This is a genomic window from Streptomyces sp. NPDC036822 (assembly GCF_055609145.1).
Map to the genome: position 1 here is coordinate 274,424 of NZ_JBVJPY010000002.1, position 16,188 is coordinate 290,611.

Consider the following 16,188-nt stretch of genomic DNA (forward strand, 5'->3'; position numbering starts at 1 on the left):
AAGAGAAGGAAGTAACGGCATGTCCGCTGCTCTCGACATGGTCAACCTCGCGGCCTCCGCCAAGGAGAACGTCGTCGGCAACGTCGCCTCGATCGGCTACGGCCTCGCCGCGATCGGCCCCGGCGTCGGCGTCGGCATCATCTTCGGTAACGGCACGCAGGCCCTCGCCCGCCAGCCCGAGGCCGCCGGTCTGATCCGCACCAACCAGATCATGGGCTTCGCCTTCTGTGAGGCGCTCGCCCTCATCGGCATCGTCATGGGCTTCGTCTACCAGTAAGCCGGACCGACAGCCCAGATCTTTTTACGGAAGGCACTGATGTGAACGCTCTGCTTCTTGCGCAGGCGGAGGAGCCCCAGCCTCCTCTGATCCCGCATCTCGACGAGCTCGTCATCGGCCTGATCGCCTTCGTCATCGTCTTCGGCTTCCTCGCCAAGAAGCTCCTCCCGAACATCAACAAGGTTCTGGAGCAGCGCCGCGAGGCCATCGAGGGTGGCATCGAGAAGGCCGAGTCGGCCCAGATCGAGGCCCAGAGCGTGCTGGAGCAGTACAAGGCTCAGCTCGCCGAGGCCCGCCATGAGGCCGCGCGTCTTCGCCAGGAGGCGACGGAGCAGGGCACCGCGATCATCCAGGAGATGAAGGCGGAAGGCCAGCGCCAGCGCGAGGAGATCATCGCGGCCGGTCACACGCAGATCGAGGCCGACCGCAAGGCCGCGGCGACCTCGCTGCGTCAGGACGTGGGCAAGCTCGCCACCGACCTGGCCGGCAAGCTGGTCGGCGAGTCCCTCGAGGACCACGCCCGCCAGAGCCGCACGATCGACCGCTTCCTCGACGAGCTCGAGGAGAAGGCCGAGGCCGTCCGATGAACGGAGCGAGCCGCGAGGCACTGGCCGCCGCACGCGAGTCCCTCGACGCGCTGACCGACAACACGTCGGTCGACGCGGCGAAGCTCTCGGGTGAGCTGGCCGCCGTCACCACGCTGCTGGACCGCGAGGTGTCGCTGCGTCGGGTCCTGACCGACCCGGCGCAGGCGGGCGAGGCCAAGGCCGAGCTCGCCCGGCGACTGCTCGGCGGTCAGGTGGGCGGCGAGACCGTCGACCTGGTGTCCGGCATGGTGCGTTCCCGCTGGTCGCGGTCGCGTGACCTGGTCGACTCGGTCGAGGAGCTGGCGAACATCGCCGACCTCACCGCGGCGCAGCAGGCCGGTGCGCTGGACGACGTGGAGGACGAGCTGTTCCGGTTCGGCCGGATCGTCACCTCCAGCACCGAGCTGCGCTCGGCGCTGACCGACAAGGCCGCCTCGGCGACCGCCAAGAGCGAGCTGCTGCGCAGCCTGCTCGGCGGCAAGGCCAACCCGGTCACCGAGCGCCTGGTCGTCCGTCTCGTGACCCAGCCCCGGGGACGTAGCCTGGAAGCGGGACTCGAGTCCCTCTCCAAGCTCGCCGCGGCGCGCCGGAACCGGATGGTCGCCGTCGTCACCTCGGCGGTGCCGATGACCGACCAGCAGAAGCAGCGCCTCGGTGCCGTACTGGCGAAGCTGTACGGCCGCCAGATGCACCTGAACCTCGACGTGGACCCCTCGGTCCTCGGCGGGATCACGGTGCAGGTGGGTGACGAGGTCATCAACGGGACCATCGCGGAGCGCCTCGACGAGGCGACCCGACGACTGGCCGGCTGACTCAGCCACCAACACGACAAGCATGACCAGCGGCCCGGTTGGGCCGTGCAGAGATTGCAGAAGATTCCTGGGGGTCGGCCCCCAGACCCCCAAAGAAACTTCGGGCCCAACAAGGAGAGCAGGGAACCCAGATGGCGGAGCTCACGATCCGGCCGGAGGAGATCCGGGACGCGCTGGAGAACTTTGTCCAGTCGTACCAGCCGGACGCGGCCTCGCGCGAGGAGGTCGGAACGGTCAGCCTGGCCGGCGACGGCATTGCCAAGATCGAGGGTCTGCCCTCGGCCATGGCGAACGAGCTGCTGAAGTTCGAGGACGGCACCCTCGGTCTCGCCCTCAACCTCGAGGAGCGCGAGATCGGTGCGATCGTCCTCGGCGAGTTCAGCGGTATCGAGGAGGGACAGCCGGTGCAGCGCACCGGTGAGGTCCTCTCCGTCGGTGTCGGCGAGGGCTACCTCGGCCGCGTTGTCGACCCGCTCGGCAACCCGATCGACGGCCTCGGCGAGATCGCGACCGAGGGCCGCCGCGCCCTCGAGCTGCAGGCCCCGGGCGTTATGGCCCGTAAGTCGGTGCACGAGCCGATGGAGACCGGCTACAAGGCCGTCGACGCCATGACGCCGGTCGGCCGTGGTCAGCGTCAGCTGATCATCGGCGACCGCCAGACCGGCAAGACCGCGCTGTGCGTCGACACGATCATCAACCAGCGTGACAACTGGCGCTCGGGCGACGTGAACAAGCAGGTCCGCTGCATCTACGTCGCCGTCGGCCAGAAGGGCTCGACCATCGCGTCCGTTCGCGGCGCCCTGGAAGAGGCCGGTGCGCTCGAGTACACGACGATCGTCGCCGCCCCGGCGTCCGACCCGGCCGGCTTCAAGTACCTGGCGCCGTACACCGGCTCCGCCATCGGCCAGCACTGGATGTACCAGGGCAAGCACGTCCTGATCGTCTTCGACGACCTGTCGAAGCAGGCCGACGCCTACCGCGCCGTGTCGCTGCTGCTGCGCCGCCCGCCGGGCCGTGAGGCCTACCCGGGTGACGTCTTCTACCTGCACTCGCGTCTCCTCGAGCGCTGCGCGAAGCTCTCGGACGAGCTCGGTGCCGGTTCGATGACCGGTCTTCCGATCGTCGAGACCAAGGCGAACGACGTGTCGGCGTTCATCCCGACCAACGTCATCTCCATCACCGACGGCCAGTGCTTCCTGGAGTCCGACCTGTTCAACGCCGGCCAGCGTCCGGCTCTGAACGTCGGTATCTCGGTCTCGCGTGTCGGTGGCTCCGCCCAGCACAAGGCGATGAAGCAGATCTCCGGTCGCCTCCGTGTGGACCTGGCCCAGTTCCGTGAGCTGGAGGCGTTCGCCGCCTTCGGCTCGGACCTGGACGCCGCGTCGAAGGCGCAGCTGGAGCGTGGTCAGCGCATGGTCGAGCTGCTCAAGCAGGCTCAGTACCAGCCGATGCCCACCGAGAACCAGGTCGTCTCCGTCTGGGCCGGCACCACCGGCAAGATGGACGACGTCCCGGTCAACGACATCCGCCGCTTCGAGGCCGAGCTCCTGGCGTACCTCCGCCAGAACCACTCGGGTCTCATGACCTCCATCCGAGAGGGCGGCAAGATGTCGGACGACACCCTGCAGTCCGTCGGTGACGCCATCGCGGAGTTCAAGAAGCAGTTCGAGACCTCTGACGGCAAGCTGCTGGGCGACGACGCTTCCGCTGCCGTCAACGTCTCGAAGTGACGACGGAAGGGACCTGACTCATGGGAGCGCAGCTCCGGGTCTACAAGCGTCGCATCAAATCCGTCACCGCGACGAAGAAGATCACCAAGGCGATGGAGATGATCGCCGCCTCGCGTGTCGTCAAGGCGCAGCGCAAGGTGCAGGCCTCGACTCCGTACGCGACCGAGCTGACGCGCGCGGTCACGGCGGTGGCCACGGGTGCGAACGACAAGCACTCGCTGACCACCGAGGTGGAGAACCCGACCCGCGCCGCGGTCCTGCTCCTCTCGAGCGACCGCGGTCTGGCCGGTGCCTTCAACTCCAACGCCATCAAGGCGGCGGAGCAGCTCACGAGGAAGCTGGAGAGCGAGGGACGCGAGGTCGACATCTACGTCGTCGGCCGCCGTGGCATCGCGCACTACAACTTCCGTGAGCGCAAGCTGGCCGACTCGTGGACCGGTTTCACGGACCAGCCCGAGTACGCGGACGCCAAGAAGATCGCGGCGCCGCTGATCGAGGCGATCGAGAAGGACACCGCCGAGGGCGGCGTGGACGAGCTCCACATCGTCTACACCGAGTTCGTCTCGATGATGACGCAGACGGCGGTCGAGGCCCGGCTGCTGCCCCTCAGCCTCGACGAGGTGGCGAAGGAGGCGGGCGAGTCGGACACGCTCCGTCCCCTGTACGACTTCGAGCCGTCGGCGGAGGACGTCCTCGACGCCCTCCTGCCGCGCTACGTCGAGAGCCGGATCTACAACGCACTGCTCCAGTCGGCTGCCTCCAAGCACGCCGCCACGCGCCGTGCAATGAAGTCGGCGACCGACAACGCGGGAGACTTGATCAACAACCTCTCCCGACTTGCCAACGCGGCCCGACAGGCCGAAATCACCCAGGAAATCAGCGAGATCGTCGGTGGCTCCGCAGCCCTGGCCGACGCGACCGCGGGGAGTGACAAGTAATGACGACCACTGTTGAGACGGCCGCCGCCACGGGCCGCGTCGCCCGGGTCATCGGCCCGGTCGTCGACGTGGAGTTCCCCGTCGACGCGATGCCGGAGATCTACAACGCGCTGCACGTCGAGGTTCCGGACCCGGCCGTGGAGGGCGCGACCAAGACGCTGACCCTCGAGGTCGCCCAGCACCTCGGTGACGGCGTCGTCCGCACCATCTCCATGCAGCCCACCGACGGTCTGGTCCGCCAGGCCCCCGTGGTGGACACCGGCAACGGCATCACGGTGCCGGTCGGTGACGTCACCAAGGGCCGCGTGTTCAACACGCTCGGTCAGGTGCTGAACGACGATGCCTCCACGGTGGCCGACGCCCCCCGCTGGACGATCCACCGCAAGGCCCCGGCGTTCGACCAGCTCGAGTCGAAGACCGAGATGTTCGAGACCGGCCTGAAGGTCGTCGACCTTCTCACCCCGTACGTCAAGGGTGGAAAGATCGGTCTGTTCGGTGGCGCCGGTGTCGGCAAGACCGTTCTGATCCAGGAAATGATCGTCCGTGTGGCCAAGCTGCACGACGGTGTCTCCGTCTTCGCCGGCGTCGGCGAGCGCACCCGTGAGGGCAACGACCTCATGGTCGAGATGGAGGAGGCCGGCGTTCTCGACAAGACCGCGCTGGTCTTCGGCCAGATGGACGAGCCCCCGGGCACCCGTCTGCGCGTCGCCCTGGCCGGTCTGACCATGGCGGAGTACTTCCGCGATGTGCAGAAGCAGGACGTGCTGTTCTTCATCGACAACATCTTCCGCTTCACGCAGGCGGGCTCCGAGGTGTCGACCCTGCTCGGCCGTATGCCCTCCGCGGTGGGTTACCAGCCGAACCTGGCCGACGAGATGGGTCTCCTCCAGGAGCGCATCACCTCGACCCGTGGTCACTCGATCACCTCGATGCAGGCGATCTACGTCCCCGCGGACGACCTGACCGACCCGGCCCCGGCCACCACCTTCGCCCACCTCGACGCGACGACGGTTCTCTCCCGTCCGATCTCCGAGAAGGGCATCTACCCGGCCGTGGACCCGCTGGACTCCACGTCCCGGATCCTGGACCCGCGCTACATCACGCAGGAGCACTACGACGCCGCCACGCGCGTCAAGGGGATCCTGCAGAAGTACAAGGACCTCCAGGACATCATCGCGATCCTCGGTATCGACGAGCTGAGCGAGGAGGACAAGCTCGTTGTCCACCGCGCCCGGCGTGTCGAGCGCTTCCTGTCCCAGAACACCCACGCGGCGAAGCAGTTCACCGGCGTGGACGGTTCGGACGTTCCGCTCGACGAGTCGATCGCCGCGTTCAACGCGATCTGCGACGGTGAGTACGACCACTTCCCCGAGCAGGCGTTCTTCATGTGCGGTGGCCTCGAGGACCTCAAGGCCAACGCCAAGGAGCTCGGCGTCTCCTGAGCCCCGTGCTCTGTGAGGGGGGCGGGTGTGCCCGCCCCCCTCGTCACGCCCCCTAGAATTGACCCCAACACCCGGCACGACCGCCGGGTGGTGACCCGAGGAGCCACCCTTGGCTGCTGAGCTGCACGTCGAGCTGGTCGCCGCGGACCGGAGTGTCTGGTCCGGCGAGGCCACCTTGGTCATCGCGCGTACCACCTCCGGCGACATCGGCGTCATGCCCGGCCACCAGCCGCTGCTCGGTGTGCTGGAGTCGGGCCCGGTGACCATCCGTACGAGCGAGGGCAGCACTGTCGTCGCCGCCGTGCACGGTGGATTCATCTCGTTCGCCGACGACAAGCTGTCTCTGCTCGCGGAGATCGCCGAGCTGGCGGACGAGATCGACGCCCAGCGCGCCGAGCGCGCGCTGGAGCGCGCCAAGTCGGATTCGGACGCCGCCGCCGAGCGTCGTGCCGATGTCCGGCTGCGCGCGGTAGCGGTCCACTGACGGACCGCCGCCGAGAGTTGTGCCCTCAGCCGCGGCACGGCTGGAATCTTCCAGACCGTGTCGCGGCTGAGGCGATGCAGATACTGGTTGTATTCGGTTACGGGACGCAGCGAGGAGGTCGGTGAAGATGTTCCTCGCTCTGCTCCTGGGCGGCCTGGTCGTCGCACTGGTGGTGATCGGGCTCTTCGTCTTCGGTCTGCGGCGCAGGCTGATCCAGAAGGCCGGCGGCACCTTCGACTGTTCGCTGCGCTGGAACGTCCCCGAGGAACCCGATCCCTCCGGCAAGGGCTGGGTGTACGGCGTCGCCCGCTACAGCGGCGACCAGGTCGCCTGGTTCCGTGTCTTCTCGTACGCCCCCCGCCCGCGCAGGGTCCTGGAGCGCTCGGCCATCGAGGTCCTGGAGCGCCGGATGCCCGAGGGCGAGGAGGAGCTGGCGCTGCTCTCCGACGCGGTGATCCAGGGCTGTATGCACCGGGGGACCCGTCTGGAGCTGGCGATGAGCGAGGACGCGCTGACCGGCTTCCTCGCCTGGCTGGAGGCGGCGCCGCCCGGCCAGCGGGTGAACGTGGCCTGATCGGCCTCCCGCTGGTTGGGGGTCCCCCCGGACGAAGTCTGGGGGAGGGTGAACGTGGCCTGATCGGCCTCCCGCTGGTTGGGGGTCCCCCCGGACGAAGTCTGGGGGAGGGTGAACGTGGCCTGATCGGCCTTGCACGTACGACGACGGCGGGGACGGTGTGCTGCACCGTCCCCGCCGCGTTGTGGTGGGCCGTCCGGTGGATCCGGGCCGGGGCCCCGATCCACCGGACGTCCGCTAGTTCAGTCCGCTGTTGATGGCGCCGACGAGTTCGCCGTTGCCGGTGTCACCGCTGAACTCCCAGAAGAACGCGCCACCCAGACCCTGGTTCTTGGCCCAGGACATCTTGGACGTGACCGTGGCCGGGGTGTCGTAGCTCCACCAGTTGGTGCCGCAGTGCGCGTACGCCGTTCCGGCGACCGTGCCGGTGGCCGGGCAGGAGCTCTTGAGGACCTTGTAGTCCTCGATGCCCTGCTCGTACGTTCCGGCCGCCGGGCCCGTGGCCGTGCCGCCCGGGGCGGACTGGGTGACGCCGGTCCAGCCGCGGCCGTAGAAGCCGATGCCGAGGAGCAGCTTGTTCGCCGGGACGCCCTTCGCCTTGAACTTGGCGATCGCCTCGGCGGAGTTGAAGCCCGCCTGGGGGATGCCGGCGTAGGAGGTGAGCGGGGAGTGCGGGGCCGTCGGGCCCTTCGCCGCCCAGGCGCCGAAGAAGTCGTACGTCATCACGTTGAACCAGTTCATGTACGGCGCGGCGCCGCCGTAGTCGGCGGCGTCGATCTTGCCGCCGGAGGAGGCGTCGGCCGTGACGGCCGCCGTGACCAGGTAGTTCGCGCCGAACTTGGCGCGCATGGCCTGCATCATGTTCTTGAAGGCCGCCGGTCCGCTGGTGTCGCAGGACAGACCGCAGGCGTTCGGGTACTCCCAGTCCAGGTCGATGCCGTCGAAGACGTCGGCCCAGCGCGGGTCCTCGATCAGGTCGTAGCAGGACTGCGCGAAGGCGGTCGGGTTCTGCACGGCCTGGCCGAAGCCGCCGGACCAGGTCCAGCCGCCGAAGGACCACAGCACCTTGATGTTCGGGTACGCCTTCTTCAGCTTGCGCAGCTGGTTGAAGTTGCCGCGCAGGGGCTGGTCCCAGGTGTCGGCGACACCGTCGACGGACTGGTCGGCCGTGTAGGCCTTGTCGTAGTCGGCGTAGGCGTCGCCGATCGTGCACTTTCCGCCGGTGACGTTCCCGAAGGCGTAGTTGATGTGCGTGATCTTGGACGCGGAGCCGGACGTCACGATGTTCTTGACGTGGTAGTTACGGCCGTAGACGCCCCAGTTGGTGAAGTAACCCATCTTGACCGTGGAGCCGGGGTTGCCGCCGTCGCCGCCGCCCGTGGTGCGGACGCTCGCCGGGCCGCTGGCCGGGCCGGTCTGGTCGATGGTGTCGCGGGCGACGACCGTGTAGCTGTAGTCGGTGCCGGCGGTCAGACCGGTGTTGGTGTAGGTGAGTCCGGTGACCGTGGCGACCTTCGTTCCGTCGCGCAGGACGTCGTAGTTCTTGACGCCCTTGTCGTCGGTGGCGGCGCCCCAGGTCAGCTTCACCGAGGTGTTGGTGACGTCGGAGGCGACCGGGGTGCCGGGGGCCGAGGGCGCGTTGTCGCCGGGCTGGGTCGACCCGTCGCAGGAGGCGCCGTTGATCTTGCAGCCGCTGGGGGAGCCGGTGCCGGTGCCGTTGAAGCCGAAGGAGACGGAGGCGCCGGGGGCGAGGGTTCCGTTCCAGCCGACGTTCTTGGCGGTCCAGTGGGTGCCGGAACCGGTGACGGTGGCGTCCCAGGCGGAGGTGACCGAGGTGCCGGCGGGGAAGTCCCACTCGACGGCCCAGGAGGAGAGGGTGGTGGTGCCGGTGTTCTTCACCGTCCACCTGCCCTCGAAGCCGGAGCCCCAGTCGGAGGCCTTGGTGTACGTGGCGGTGGCCGCTGCGGCTGCCTCGGCGGGTGTGGCGAGGCCGACCATCGCGGCCAGGGGCAGGATCAGGGCGGTCAGACCGGCGGCTGCCCGGTGTCTGAGCCCTGTTCTGCGCGTCGGTGCTTGAGTGCTCAACGGTGCTCCTCAAGTTGCGGACGGACAATTTGGGGGTGGTCCGTGAAAGGTGCGCGCGCCCCGCGAGCGTAGAAAGGTCTGGACCAACCGTCAAGAGGTCCAGACCAAAGTCGAGGTGGGGGAGCCGGCTCCGTCCCGGTGGCGGGCCGGCTCCGCGTCAGACGCCCAACTCCTGCGCCAGGACGGCGGCTTGGACCCGGCTGCGCAGACCGAGTTTGTTCAGCACCTTGCTGACGTGCGTCTTCACGGTCGCCTCCGCCATGTCGAGACGTACGGCGATCTCCGCGTTCGACAGACCGTCGCCGAGCGTCGACAGCACCTCCCGCTCCCGGGGGGTGAGCACATCGAGGACGGCGGGATCGGCCCCGCCCGGCGTACGGACCGGGCGGCTCGGCGCCGCGAACTCGGCGATCAGCCGGCGGGTGACCGCGGGCGCGATCGTCCCCTCGCCCCGGGCCACCGTCCGGACCGCCTCGATCAGGTCCTTCGCGTCGGTGTTCTTCAGGAGGAAGCCCGCCGCCCCGGCCCGCAGTGCCCCGAAGACGTACGCGTCCAGATCGAAGGTGGTCAGGACCAGCACGTCGGCGAGTCCCTCGGAGACCACGAGACCCGTCGCCGTCACGCCGTCCATCCGCGGCATCTGCACATCCATCAGGACGACGTCGGGGCGGAGCTCTCGGGCCAGCTCCACCGCGCGCTCACCGTCCGCCGCCTCGCCGACGACCTCGATGTCCGGCGCGCTGCCCAGGATCAGGACCAGTCCCGCCCGGACAGCGCTCTGATCCTCGGCCACGATCACCCGTACCATGCCGACGGCTCCCTGTCGCTCGTACCGACGGGCAGGACCGCCCGCACCAGCCATTCTTTCCGTCCGTCGGCCGACGTCACCGGACCGGCCTCGAATGCCCCGCCCAGCAGCGTCACCCGTTCCCGCATCCCCACCAGACCCGCCCCGGAGCCGGGGGCGCGGGGACCGGGCTGCCCGCCGAGCGCGCTGGCCACGGCCACCGTGAGGGCGCCGTCGGGGCGGCGGCCGACCTCCACCCGCACCTCGCCGGGGGCCGCGTGCTTGAGGGCATTGGTCAGCGACTCCTGCACGATCCGGTACGCGGCGAGCTCGACCGGCGCCGGCAGCGCCGGCTCATCCCGCGGCCGGGTGTCGTCGAGCGCGAACGTCAGCCCGCTCGTCTCCCCGTTGGCCGCCGCCTGCGCCGTCAGCGCGTCCAGGCCGTCCAGGGTGGGCGCGGCCGCCGGCTCCGCGTCGCCGCTGCTGTCCCGCAGCAGCCCGATCAGCCGTCGCATCTCCGCGAGGCCCTCCACGCTGTTCTCCCGGATCACGGTCAGGGCCTGCCGGGTGGTGCCCGGGTCGTCCAGCGACAGCGCGGCCGTGGAGTGGATCGCGATGGCGGACAGGTGGTTGGCGACCATGTCGTGCAGCTCCCGGGCCATCCGGGCGCGCTCGGCCACGACGGCCTGGCTGCGGTCCATCTCGGCGAGCAGCGCCGTCTGCTCCGCCCGGAGGCGGGCGGCGTCGGCGGCCTGCCGGTGGTTGCGGACGACCGCTCCCGTGACGGCGGGCAGGAAGGAGACCATGCCGGTGATCAGGCCGACCAGCAGGGCGATCGCGTTCTGCCACCAGACGAGGAAGCCGATCGTCACGCCGACCGTGATCAGGCCCGTCGTGTACGGGATGCGCCGGGCGGAGCGGGGCGTGCCGTAGACCACGGCCGCGTAGACGAGGTCCGTGAACATCAGCGCGGTGACGAGGCTGCCGTAGGTGAACTGGTCCGCCACGAGGGCGATCGTGCCGACGGTCAGGGCGGTCTGCGGGCAGGAGCGGCGGACGGTCGCCATCGCGGCCATGACGACGAGCGGGATCAGGGTCGCCCACCGGGCGGTGATCAGCCGGTCGGTCTGGGTGTGCAGCCCGAAGGACCACATCAGCAGGCCGACGGCGAGGCCGCCGGCCGCGATGAGAACGTCGTCGCGGTGTGGTCGGGGGAGTGTCACGTCCCCATCCAACACGGCGTGCGGAGCGCGGGCCTCGCCGTGCGGGCCGATCCGCGCCTCCGTCGAACGATGTAGCCGGACGTCGTCATCGGCGACGACGATCCGGACGGATTGCCACGGGACGCTGGAGGAGTCCCGACGCGAAAGGGTGAGAACCGTGATCGTCACGCTGATCGTGATCTGCGAGGTCGGCTTCTGGGTGCTGCTGGCCGCCGGCCTGGCCGCCCGCTATCTGCTGAAGATGCCGCGCACGGGTCTCGCCCTGCTGCTGTGCGAGCCGCTCCTGGAGGTCCTGCTCCTCGTCGTCACCGCCGTCGACCTGAAGAACGGCGCGGATCCGAGCTGGAAGCACGGCCTCGCCGCGCTCTACATCGGCTACACCGTCGGCCACGGCCACCGCACCGTGAAGTGGCTCGACGGCCATGCCGCCCACCGCTTCGGGGGCGCCCCGCCGCCGGTGGGACCGCCGCGCCACGGCATGGCGCGCGCCCGCCACGAGGGCAGGGTCTGGATGGGCTCGGTCGTGGGCGCGGCCGTGGCGTCGGTACTGCTGCTGATCGCCGCCTGGTACGTCGGGGAGGCCGGCGACACGGAGTCGCTGCGGGGCTGGATCCTCGTCGCCTGGCGGGCGGTCGGGATCCACGGTCTGATCGCGCTCAGCTACGCGATCTGGCCGAAGAAGGCACCGGAGTCCGAGGCGGCCACCGGGGCCCCCGTGCGGAGCCCCGGGTCAGCGCAGAGCACCGGATCCGCGCAGAGCACCGGGCCGGCGAAGAGCACCGGGCCGGCGAAGAGCGCCGGGTCGGCGAAGAGCGCCGGGTCGGTGAGGAACACCGGGTCCGTGACGAGCCCCTCGCTCGCGAAGGGCCCCGGGGCGGGGCCGGGGAAGAGCTCAGCGCTCCCCGCCCGGGACCCAGAGCACGTCCCCGACCTCCTTGTTCGCGACGCGCGCGAGGATGAAGAGCAGGTCTGACAGCCGGTTGAGGTAGGTCGCGGTGAGGGCGTTCATCGACTCGCCGTGCACCTCGATCGCGGCCCAGGTGGAGCGCTCCGCCCGCCGGACCACCGTGCACGCCTGGTGCAGCAGGGCCGCACCGGGCGTGCCGCCCGGAAGGATGAAGGAGCGCAGCTTCTCCAGCTGCTCCAGGAACCGGTCGCAGTCCGCCTCCAGCTTGTCGACGTAATTCTGCTCGACCCGCAGCGGCGGGTACGCCGGGTCCTCGACCACCGGGGTGGACAGGTCGGCGCCCACGTCGAACAGGTCGTTCTGGACGCGGACGAGGACCTTCACGACCTCCTCGTCGAGCCGCCCGAGCGCGATGGCCGTGCCGATGACGGCGTTGGCCTCGTTGGCGTCGGCGTAGGCCGAGATCCGCAGATCGGTCTTGGCGGTCCTGCTCATGTCGCCGAGGGCGGTGGTGCCCTGGTCGCCGGTACGGGTGTAGATGCGCGTCAGATTGACCATGGGCCCAGCCTAGTTACGCTCCGGCCCCGCGGAACGTCCGTGTGCCGACCGTCACGGCGACCACCGCCAGTCCGACGGCGACCAGCGCCCCGTACAGCATGGTCGTCGTGGCGTAGTGACCGATGTACCCGTCCCGCATGGCGTCCACCAGATAGCGGAACGGCATGAGACGGGACAGGACGTCGAGCCAGCCGGGGGCCAGGGTCATCGGCAGCATCAGCCCGGACAGCAGCATGGAGGGCATCGCCAGGGCGTTGATCGCCGGGCCGAACTCCTGCGGGGTGCGGACCTTCAGCGCGAGCGCGTACGAGAGCGAGGCCAGCGCGAAGGTGAGCAGCGCCACGAAGACGAAACCGAGGAGGACGCCGGCGAGCGGGGCCCGCAGCCCCATCGCCAGGGCGGCCAGGACGAGCAGGACCGCCTGGAAGACGAAGAGCGAGGCGTCGCGCAGGACGCGGCCCAGGAGCAGGGCGAGGCGGCTGACCGGAGTCACCCGCATCCGCTCCACCACTCCCAAATTCTTCTCGATGATGATCGAGAACCCGGCGAAGGAGGCTCCGAACAGACCGAGTTGGAGCAGCAGTCCGGGGACGAGGATCTGCCAGGAGTCGCCCTCGCGGCCGAGGGGCACGTCGGTGAGCAGCGGTCCGAAGAAGAGCAGGTAGAGCAGGGGCATCAGGGCGCCGAAGAAGATCTGGAACTTCGAGCGCAGGGTCTGGCGGGCGTATCGCCCGAAGACGATCGCGGTGTCGTGCAGCAGCATGGCGGGGTTTCCCGGGGTGGGTGGGGATCCGTCTCCGGACGGCGACGGGTCCCTGGACGGCGACGGGTCTCTAGACGGCGACGGGGGCGGTGTCGGCAGGGGCCGGGCCGCGGCCGGTGAGGGCGAGGAAGGCGTCCTGGAGCGTGGCGGCGGCGCCGTGTTCCGCCTTGAGTGCGGCCGGGGAGCCCTCGGCGATGACGACGCCGTCGTCCACGATCACCAGCCGGTCGGCGAGCGCGTCGGCCTCGTCGAGGTAGTGCGTGGTGAGGACGACGGTGGTGCCGAAGTCGTCGCGCAGCCGCCGCACCAGCGCCCACAGGTCCGCCCTGCTGCCCGGGTCGAGCCCGGTCGTCGGCTCGTCGAGGAAGAGCACGTCGGGCCGGTGGGTGAGCCCCAGGGCGATGTCGAGCCTGCGCCGCTGACCGCCGGAGAGCGCGGCCGTCTTGCGGTCGAGCAGCTCGGTCAGTCCGAGGTCGTGCGCCAGCTCCTCGGCGCGGGCGTGCGCTTCGGTCCTGGTCAGGCGGTAGAGCCGCCCCTGGAACACCAGCTCCGCGCGCACCGTCTCGTTCGGGTCGACCCCACCCGACTGGGCGACGTAGCCGATCCGGCGGCGTACGGCCGCGGGGTCGGCGGCCAGGTCGTGGCCCGCGACGGTGGCGGCGCCGCCCGTCGGCGGGAGCAGCGTGGTGAGCATGCGCAGGGTCGTGGTCTTGCCGGCTCCGTTGGGGCCGAGGAGGCCGACGATCTCGCCGGGGCGGACGGTCAGGTCGATCCCGCGGACCGCCTCCACGGGGCCGAGCCTGCTCGGGAAGGTCCGGGCGAGCCCGGCCGTACTGATGATGGGCATGACCCCAGAAAAACAGAGTCACCACAATTTTGCAATGACTCCAAATTTTCAGGGCTTCTAGGATGAGGGCATGGCTGAGGGGCTCAGGGAGCGCAAGAAGCGCCAGACGAAGCAGCGGATCTCCGACATCGCGACCGGGCTCTTCCTGGAACACGGCTTCGTCACGGTCACGGTGGCGGAGATCGCGGAGGCGGCGGACGTCTCCGTCAACACCGTCTACAACTACTTCCCGGTCAAGGAGGACCTCTTCCTCGACCGGATGGAAGGCGTCACGCTGCGCCTCGCCCGCATGATCAGGGGCCGCGACGCCGGGGAGTCCGCGGCCCACGCGGTGCTGCGGGGGCTGCGCGAGGCCGTCGGCGCCGTCTCGCCCGCGTACGGCCTGATGGACGGGTTCGACGCCTTCATGAACGTCATCGAGCACGCCCCCACGCTCAAGGCCCGGCTCTTCCACCTCCAGGAGCAGGTCCTCGACGCGGTGGTCACCACCCTGCGGGAGGAGACCGGCGCGGCCGAGGGCGATCCGCTGCCCCTGCTCGTCGGCGGGCAGCTCGCCTGGATCGAGAACACCGTCGTCGGCTACATCACCCGGCAGATGACCGCGGGCCGCAAGGCCACCACCGTGTCCCGCGAGGCGCTCGACCTCCTCGACGAGATCGAGGAGCTGCTGAGCGACCGGGTCCTGGGCTACGCCGTACGGACGTAACGCTTCCGCCCGGTGGCCTGTCGTGAGTGTGACGTCCGTCAAACGAGGCGTGACGCGCGTTACTTACCGGTCACACAGCGCCTCACGCCCGCTAATCTCCGCCGGAGAGCCAGAAGTGAACAGGCGTTAAGGGGTGGAACATCGTGGCCAGGAAGCTCGCCGTCATCGGGGCCGGACTCATGGGGTCCGGAATCGCGCAGGTCTCGGCCCAGGCGGGCTGGGACGTCGTCCTGCGTGACGTCACCGACGCCGCCCTGACCCGTGGCACCGACGGCATCAAGGCGTCGTACGACCGCTTCGTCGCCAAGGGCAGGATGGACGCCGCCGACGCCGAGGCCGCCCTCGGCCGGATCACCGCCACCACCGAACTCGACGCGGTCGCCGACGCGGACATCGTCGTCGAGGCCGTCTTCGAGAAGCTGGAGGTGAAGCACGAGATCTTCCGCTCGCTCGACCGGATCGCCAAGGACGGCGCCGTCCTCGCCTCCAACACCTCCGCCATCCCGATCACCAAGATCGCCGCGGTGACGGAGCGCCCGGAGGCCGTCGTCGGCACCCACTTCTTCTCGCCGGTGCCGATGATGCAGCTCTGCGAGCTGGTCCGCGGCTACAAGACGAGCGACGCCACGCTCGCCACGGCACGGGAGTTCGCCGAGTCCGTCGGCAAGACCTGCATCGTGGTCAACCGCGACGTCGCCGGCTTCGTCACCACCCGGCTCATCTCGGCGCTGGTCGTCGAGGCCGCCAAGCTCCACGAGTCGGGCGTCGCCACCGCCGAGGACATCGACATCGCCTGCAAGCTGGGCTTCGGCCACGCCATGGGCCCGCTCGCCACCGCCGACCTCACGGGCATCGACATCCTCGTGAACGCCACCGGCAACATCTACACCGAGACGCAGGACGAGAAGTTCGCACCGCCGGAGCTGATGCGCCGGATGGTGGACGCCGGTGACATCGGCCGCAAGAGCGGGCAGGGCTTCTACAAGCACTGACGCCCGGCGGTCGTCCGGCGATCACTCCATGGGGTGAATTCGGTATCAGTTCGCTTACAAGGCGCAACGCTTCTGCGCCGACGACAGTCAGTTGTTGCAAAGACGGAGCACTCCCGGGGAGCGCATATGCACATCAGGGGCGACCATGTCGAGCTGGTCGTCGGGGGCCGCCTCGACGTCCGTAGCGCGGCGGACGCCCGTACGGTCCTGCACTCGGCCGTCGACGACGGCGTCGGCGACCTCGTGCTCGACCTGACCGGTCTCGACTCCTGGGACGCCACCGGTCTCGGGGTCATCATGGGCGCACACCGCCGCGCCGGCCGCTGCGGCCGGCGGCTCGTGCTGCGCGGGGTGCCGCCCCAGATGCAGCGCCTGCTGGTGGCCACCCGACTGCACCGCATCCTCGCCATCGAGGGCGGCCTCGCCGCGGAGTCCCTGCCCCGCGTGTGAGCGCGGCGCCGGGCCTTCGAGGGGCG

General features: G+C 69.7%; 17 protein-coding genes and 1 pseudogene. 12 read left to right on the forward strand and 6 right to left on the reverse strand.

Translation table 11 applies throughout. From position 1 onward, the window contains the following. Window positions 1-19 precede the first annotated feature (19 nt). From atpE to ACZ68P_RS05665, 8 genes are all read left to right on the forward strand, one after another. On the forward strand, window positions 20-277 hold the full coding sequence (atpE, locus tag ACZ68P_RS05630; protein WP_158990502.1) for an ATP synthase F0 subunit C: 258 nt from the start codon (window positions 20-22) through the stop codon (window positions 275-277). Window positions 278-318: 41 nt separating this feature from the next. Then, window positions 319-864, forward strand: a complete 546-nt coding sequence (locus ACZ68P_RS05635) for a F0F1 ATP synthase subunit B (RefSeq protein WP_365716879.1) — start codon at window positions 319-321, stop codon at window positions 862-864. Then, window positions 861-1,676, forward strand: a complete 816-nt coding sequence (locus tag ACZ68P_RS05640) for a F0F1 ATP synthase subunit delta (RefSeq protein ID WP_471003058.1) — start codon at window positions 861-863, stop codon at window positions 1,674-1,676. The genes ACZ68P_RS05635 and ACZ68P_RS05640 overlap by 4 nt, the downstream gene beginning before the upstream one ends. Before the next feature lie 131 nt (window positions 1,677-1,807). After that, window positions 1,808-3,406 (forward strand): F0F1 ATP synthase subunit alpha, encoded by a 1,599-nt coding sequence (gene atpA / locus ACZ68P_RS05645; RefSeq protein ID WP_471003061.1) that lies wholly within the window; start codon window positions 1,808-1,810, stop codon window positions 3,404-3,406. 20 nt (window positions 3,407-3,426) lie between these two features. Continuing rightward, window positions 3,427-4,344, forward strand: a complete 918-nt coding sequence (locus tag ACZ68P_RS05650) for a F0F1 ATP synthase subunit gamma (protein ID WP_365716874.1) — start codon at window positions 3,427-3,429, stop codon at window positions 4,342-4,344. After that, window positions 4,344-5,786, forward strand: coding sequence for a F0F1 ATP synthase subunit beta (gene atpD, locus ACZ68P_RS05655; protein ID WP_471003065.1), 1,443 nt, complete (start codon window positions 4,344-4,346; stop codon window positions 5,784-5,786). The genes ACZ68P_RS05650 and atpD overlap by 1 nt, the downstream gene beginning before the upstream one ends. A 109-nt stretch (window positions 5,787-5,895) precedes the next feature. After that, window positions 5,896-6,270, forward strand: coding sequence for a F0F1 ATP synthase subunit epsilon (locus tag ACZ68P_RS05660; RefSeq protein ID WP_365716872.1), 375 nt, complete (start codon window positions 5,896-5,898; stop codon window positions 6,268-6,270). Between the two features lie 127 nt (window positions 6,271-6,397). Further along, on the forward strand, window positions 6,398-6,844 hold the full coding sequence (locus ACZ68P_RS05665) for a DUF2550 domain-containing protein (RefSeq protein ID WP_365716871.1): 447 nt from the start codon (window positions 6,398-6,400) through the stop codon (window positions 6,842-6,844). 237 nt (window positions 6,845-7,081) lie between these two features. Here ACZ68P_RS05665 and ACZ68P_RS05670 read toward each other — a convergent pair whose 3' ends face one another. The 3 genes from ACZ68P_RS05670 to ACZ68P_RS05680 form a co-directional block, all read right to left on the reverse strand. Then, window positions 7,082-8,929 (reverse strand): glycosyl hydrolase family 18 protein, encoded by a 1,848-nt coding sequence (locus ACZ68P_RS05670; protein WP_471003070.1) that lies wholly within the window; start codon window positions 8,927-8,929, stop codon window positions 7,082-7,084. Between the two features lie 157 nt (window positions 8,930-9,086). Then, entirely contained in the window at window positions 9,087-9,737 is a 651-nt protein-coding gene (locus ACZ68P_RS05675; protein WP_471003073.1) for a response regulator, read from the reverse strand. Further along, entirely contained in the window at window positions 9,725-10,939 is a 1,215-nt protein-coding gene (locus ACZ68P_RS05680) for a sensor histidine kinase (RefSeq protein WP_471003076.1), read from the reverse strand. Before ACZ68P_RS05680 ends, ACZ68P_RS05675 begins: the two co-directional genes overlap by 13 nt. 157 nt (window positions 10,940-11,096) lie before the next feature. Between ACZ68P_RS05680 and ACZ68P_RS05685 the strand changes: the two are divergent. Then, a pseudogene (locus tag ACZ68P_RS05685) lies at window positions 11,097-11,654 on the forward strand (hypothetical protein); the annotation flags it as partial. Between the two features lie 177 nt (window positions 11,655-11,831). On the opposite strand, the gene ACZ68P_RS05690 reads toward ACZ68P_RS05685, so the two are convergent. The 3 genes from ACZ68P_RS05690 to ACZ68P_RS05700 all read right to left on the reverse strand — a co-directional run bounded on the left by ACZ68P_RS05690 (window position 11,832) and on the right by ACZ68P_RS05700 (window position 14,014). Then, window positions 11,832-12,404: a cob(I)yrinic acid a,c-diamide adenosyltransferase gene (locus tag ACZ68P_RS05690; protein ID WP_471003079.1), complete on the reverse strand. Its 573-nt coding sequence runs from the start codon at window positions 12,402-12,404 to the stop codon at window positions 11,832-11,834. 13 nt (window positions 12,405-12,417) lie between these two features. Further along, window positions 12,418-13,167, reverse strand: coding sequence for an ABC transporter permease (locus tag ACZ68P_RS05695; protein ID WP_471003082.1), 750 nt, complete (start codon window positions 13,165-13,167; stop codon window positions 12,418-12,420). Between the two features lie 70 nt (window positions 13,168-13,237). After that, entirely contained in the window at window positions 13,238-14,014 is a 777-nt protein-coding gene (locus ACZ68P_RS05700; protein ID WP_471003085.1) for an ABC transporter ATP-binding protein, read from the reverse strand. 70 nt (window positions 14,015-14,084) lie between these two features. Between ACZ68P_RS05700 and ACZ68P_RS05705 the strand changes: the two genes are divergently transcribed. The 3 genes from ACZ68P_RS05705 (at window position 14,085) to ACZ68P_RS05715 (ending at window position 16,162) form a co-directional block, all read left to right on the forward strand. After that, window positions 14,085-14,720 (forward strand): TetR/AcrR family transcriptional regulator, encoded by a 636-nt coding sequence (locus tag ACZ68P_RS05705; protein WP_471003088.1) that lies wholly within the window; start codon window positions 14,085-14,087, stop codon window positions 14,718-14,720. A gap of 143 nt (window positions 14,721-14,863) precedes the next feature. Then, complete coding sequence (locus tag ACZ68P_RS05710) at window positions 14,864-15,712, forward strand: 3-hydroxyacyl-CoA dehydrogenase family protein (RefSeq protein ID WP_471003091.1); 849 nt, start codon at window positions 14,864-14,866, stop codon at window positions 15,710-15,712. Window positions 15,713-15,838: 126 nt separating this feature from the next. After that, on the forward strand, window positions 15,839-16,162 hold the full coding sequence (locus ACZ68P_RS05715; RefSeq protein ID WP_024761898.1) for an STAS domain-containing protein: 324 nt from the start codon (window positions 15,839-15,841) through the stop codon (window positions 16,160-16,162). The last annotated feature ends 26 nt before the right edge of the window (window positions 16,163-16,188 follow it).

Coding starts and splice junctions, on each gene's coding strand:
- atpE (WP_158990502.1), top strand. CDS start 20: ATGTCCGCTGCTCTCGACATGGTCAACCTCGCGGCCTCCGCCAAGGAG.
- ACZ68P_RS05640 (WP_471003058.1), top strand. CDS start 861: ATGAACGGAGCGAGCCGCGAGGCACTGGCCGCCGCACGCGAGTCCCTC.
- atpA (WP_471003061.1), top strand. CDS start 1,808: ATGGCGGAGCTCACGATCCGGCCGGAGGAGATCCGGGACGCGCTGGAG.
- ACZ68P_RS05650 (WP_365716874.1), top strand. CDS start 3,427: ATGGGAGCGCAGCTCCGGGTCTACAAGCGTCGCATCAAATCCGTCACC.
- atpD (WP_471003065.1), top strand. CDS start 4,344: ATGACGACCACTGTTGAGACGGCCGCCGCCACGGGCCGCGTCGCCCGG.
- ACZ68P_RS05665 (WP_365716871.1), top strand. CDS start 6,398: ATGTTCCTCGCTCTGCTCCTGGGCGGCCTGGTCGTCGCACTGGTGGTG.
- ACZ68P_RS05675 (WP_471003073.1), bottom strand. CDS start 9,737: ATGGTACGGGTGATCGTGGCCGAGGATCAGAGCGCTGTCCGGGCGGGA.
- ACZ68P_RS05690 (WP_471003079.1), bottom strand. CDS start 12,404: ATGGTCAATCTGACGCGCATCTACACCCGTACCGGCGACCAGGGCACC.
- ACZ68P_RS05695 (WP_471003082.1), bottom strand. CDS start 13,167: ATGCTGCTGCACGACACCGCGATCGTCTTCGGGCGATACGCCCGCCAG.
- ACZ68P_RS05700 (WP_471003085.1), bottom strand. CDS start 14,014: ATGCCCATCATCAGTACGGCCGGGCTCGCCCGGACCTTCCCGAGCAGG.
- ACZ68P_RS05705 (WP_471003088.1), top strand. CDS start 14,085: ATGGCTGAGGGGCTCAGGGAGCGCAAGAAGCGCCAGACGAAGCAGCGG.
- ACZ68P_RS05715 (WP_024761898.1), top strand. CDS start 15,839: ATGCACATCAGGGGCGACCATGTCGAGCTGGTCGTCGGGGGCCGCCTC.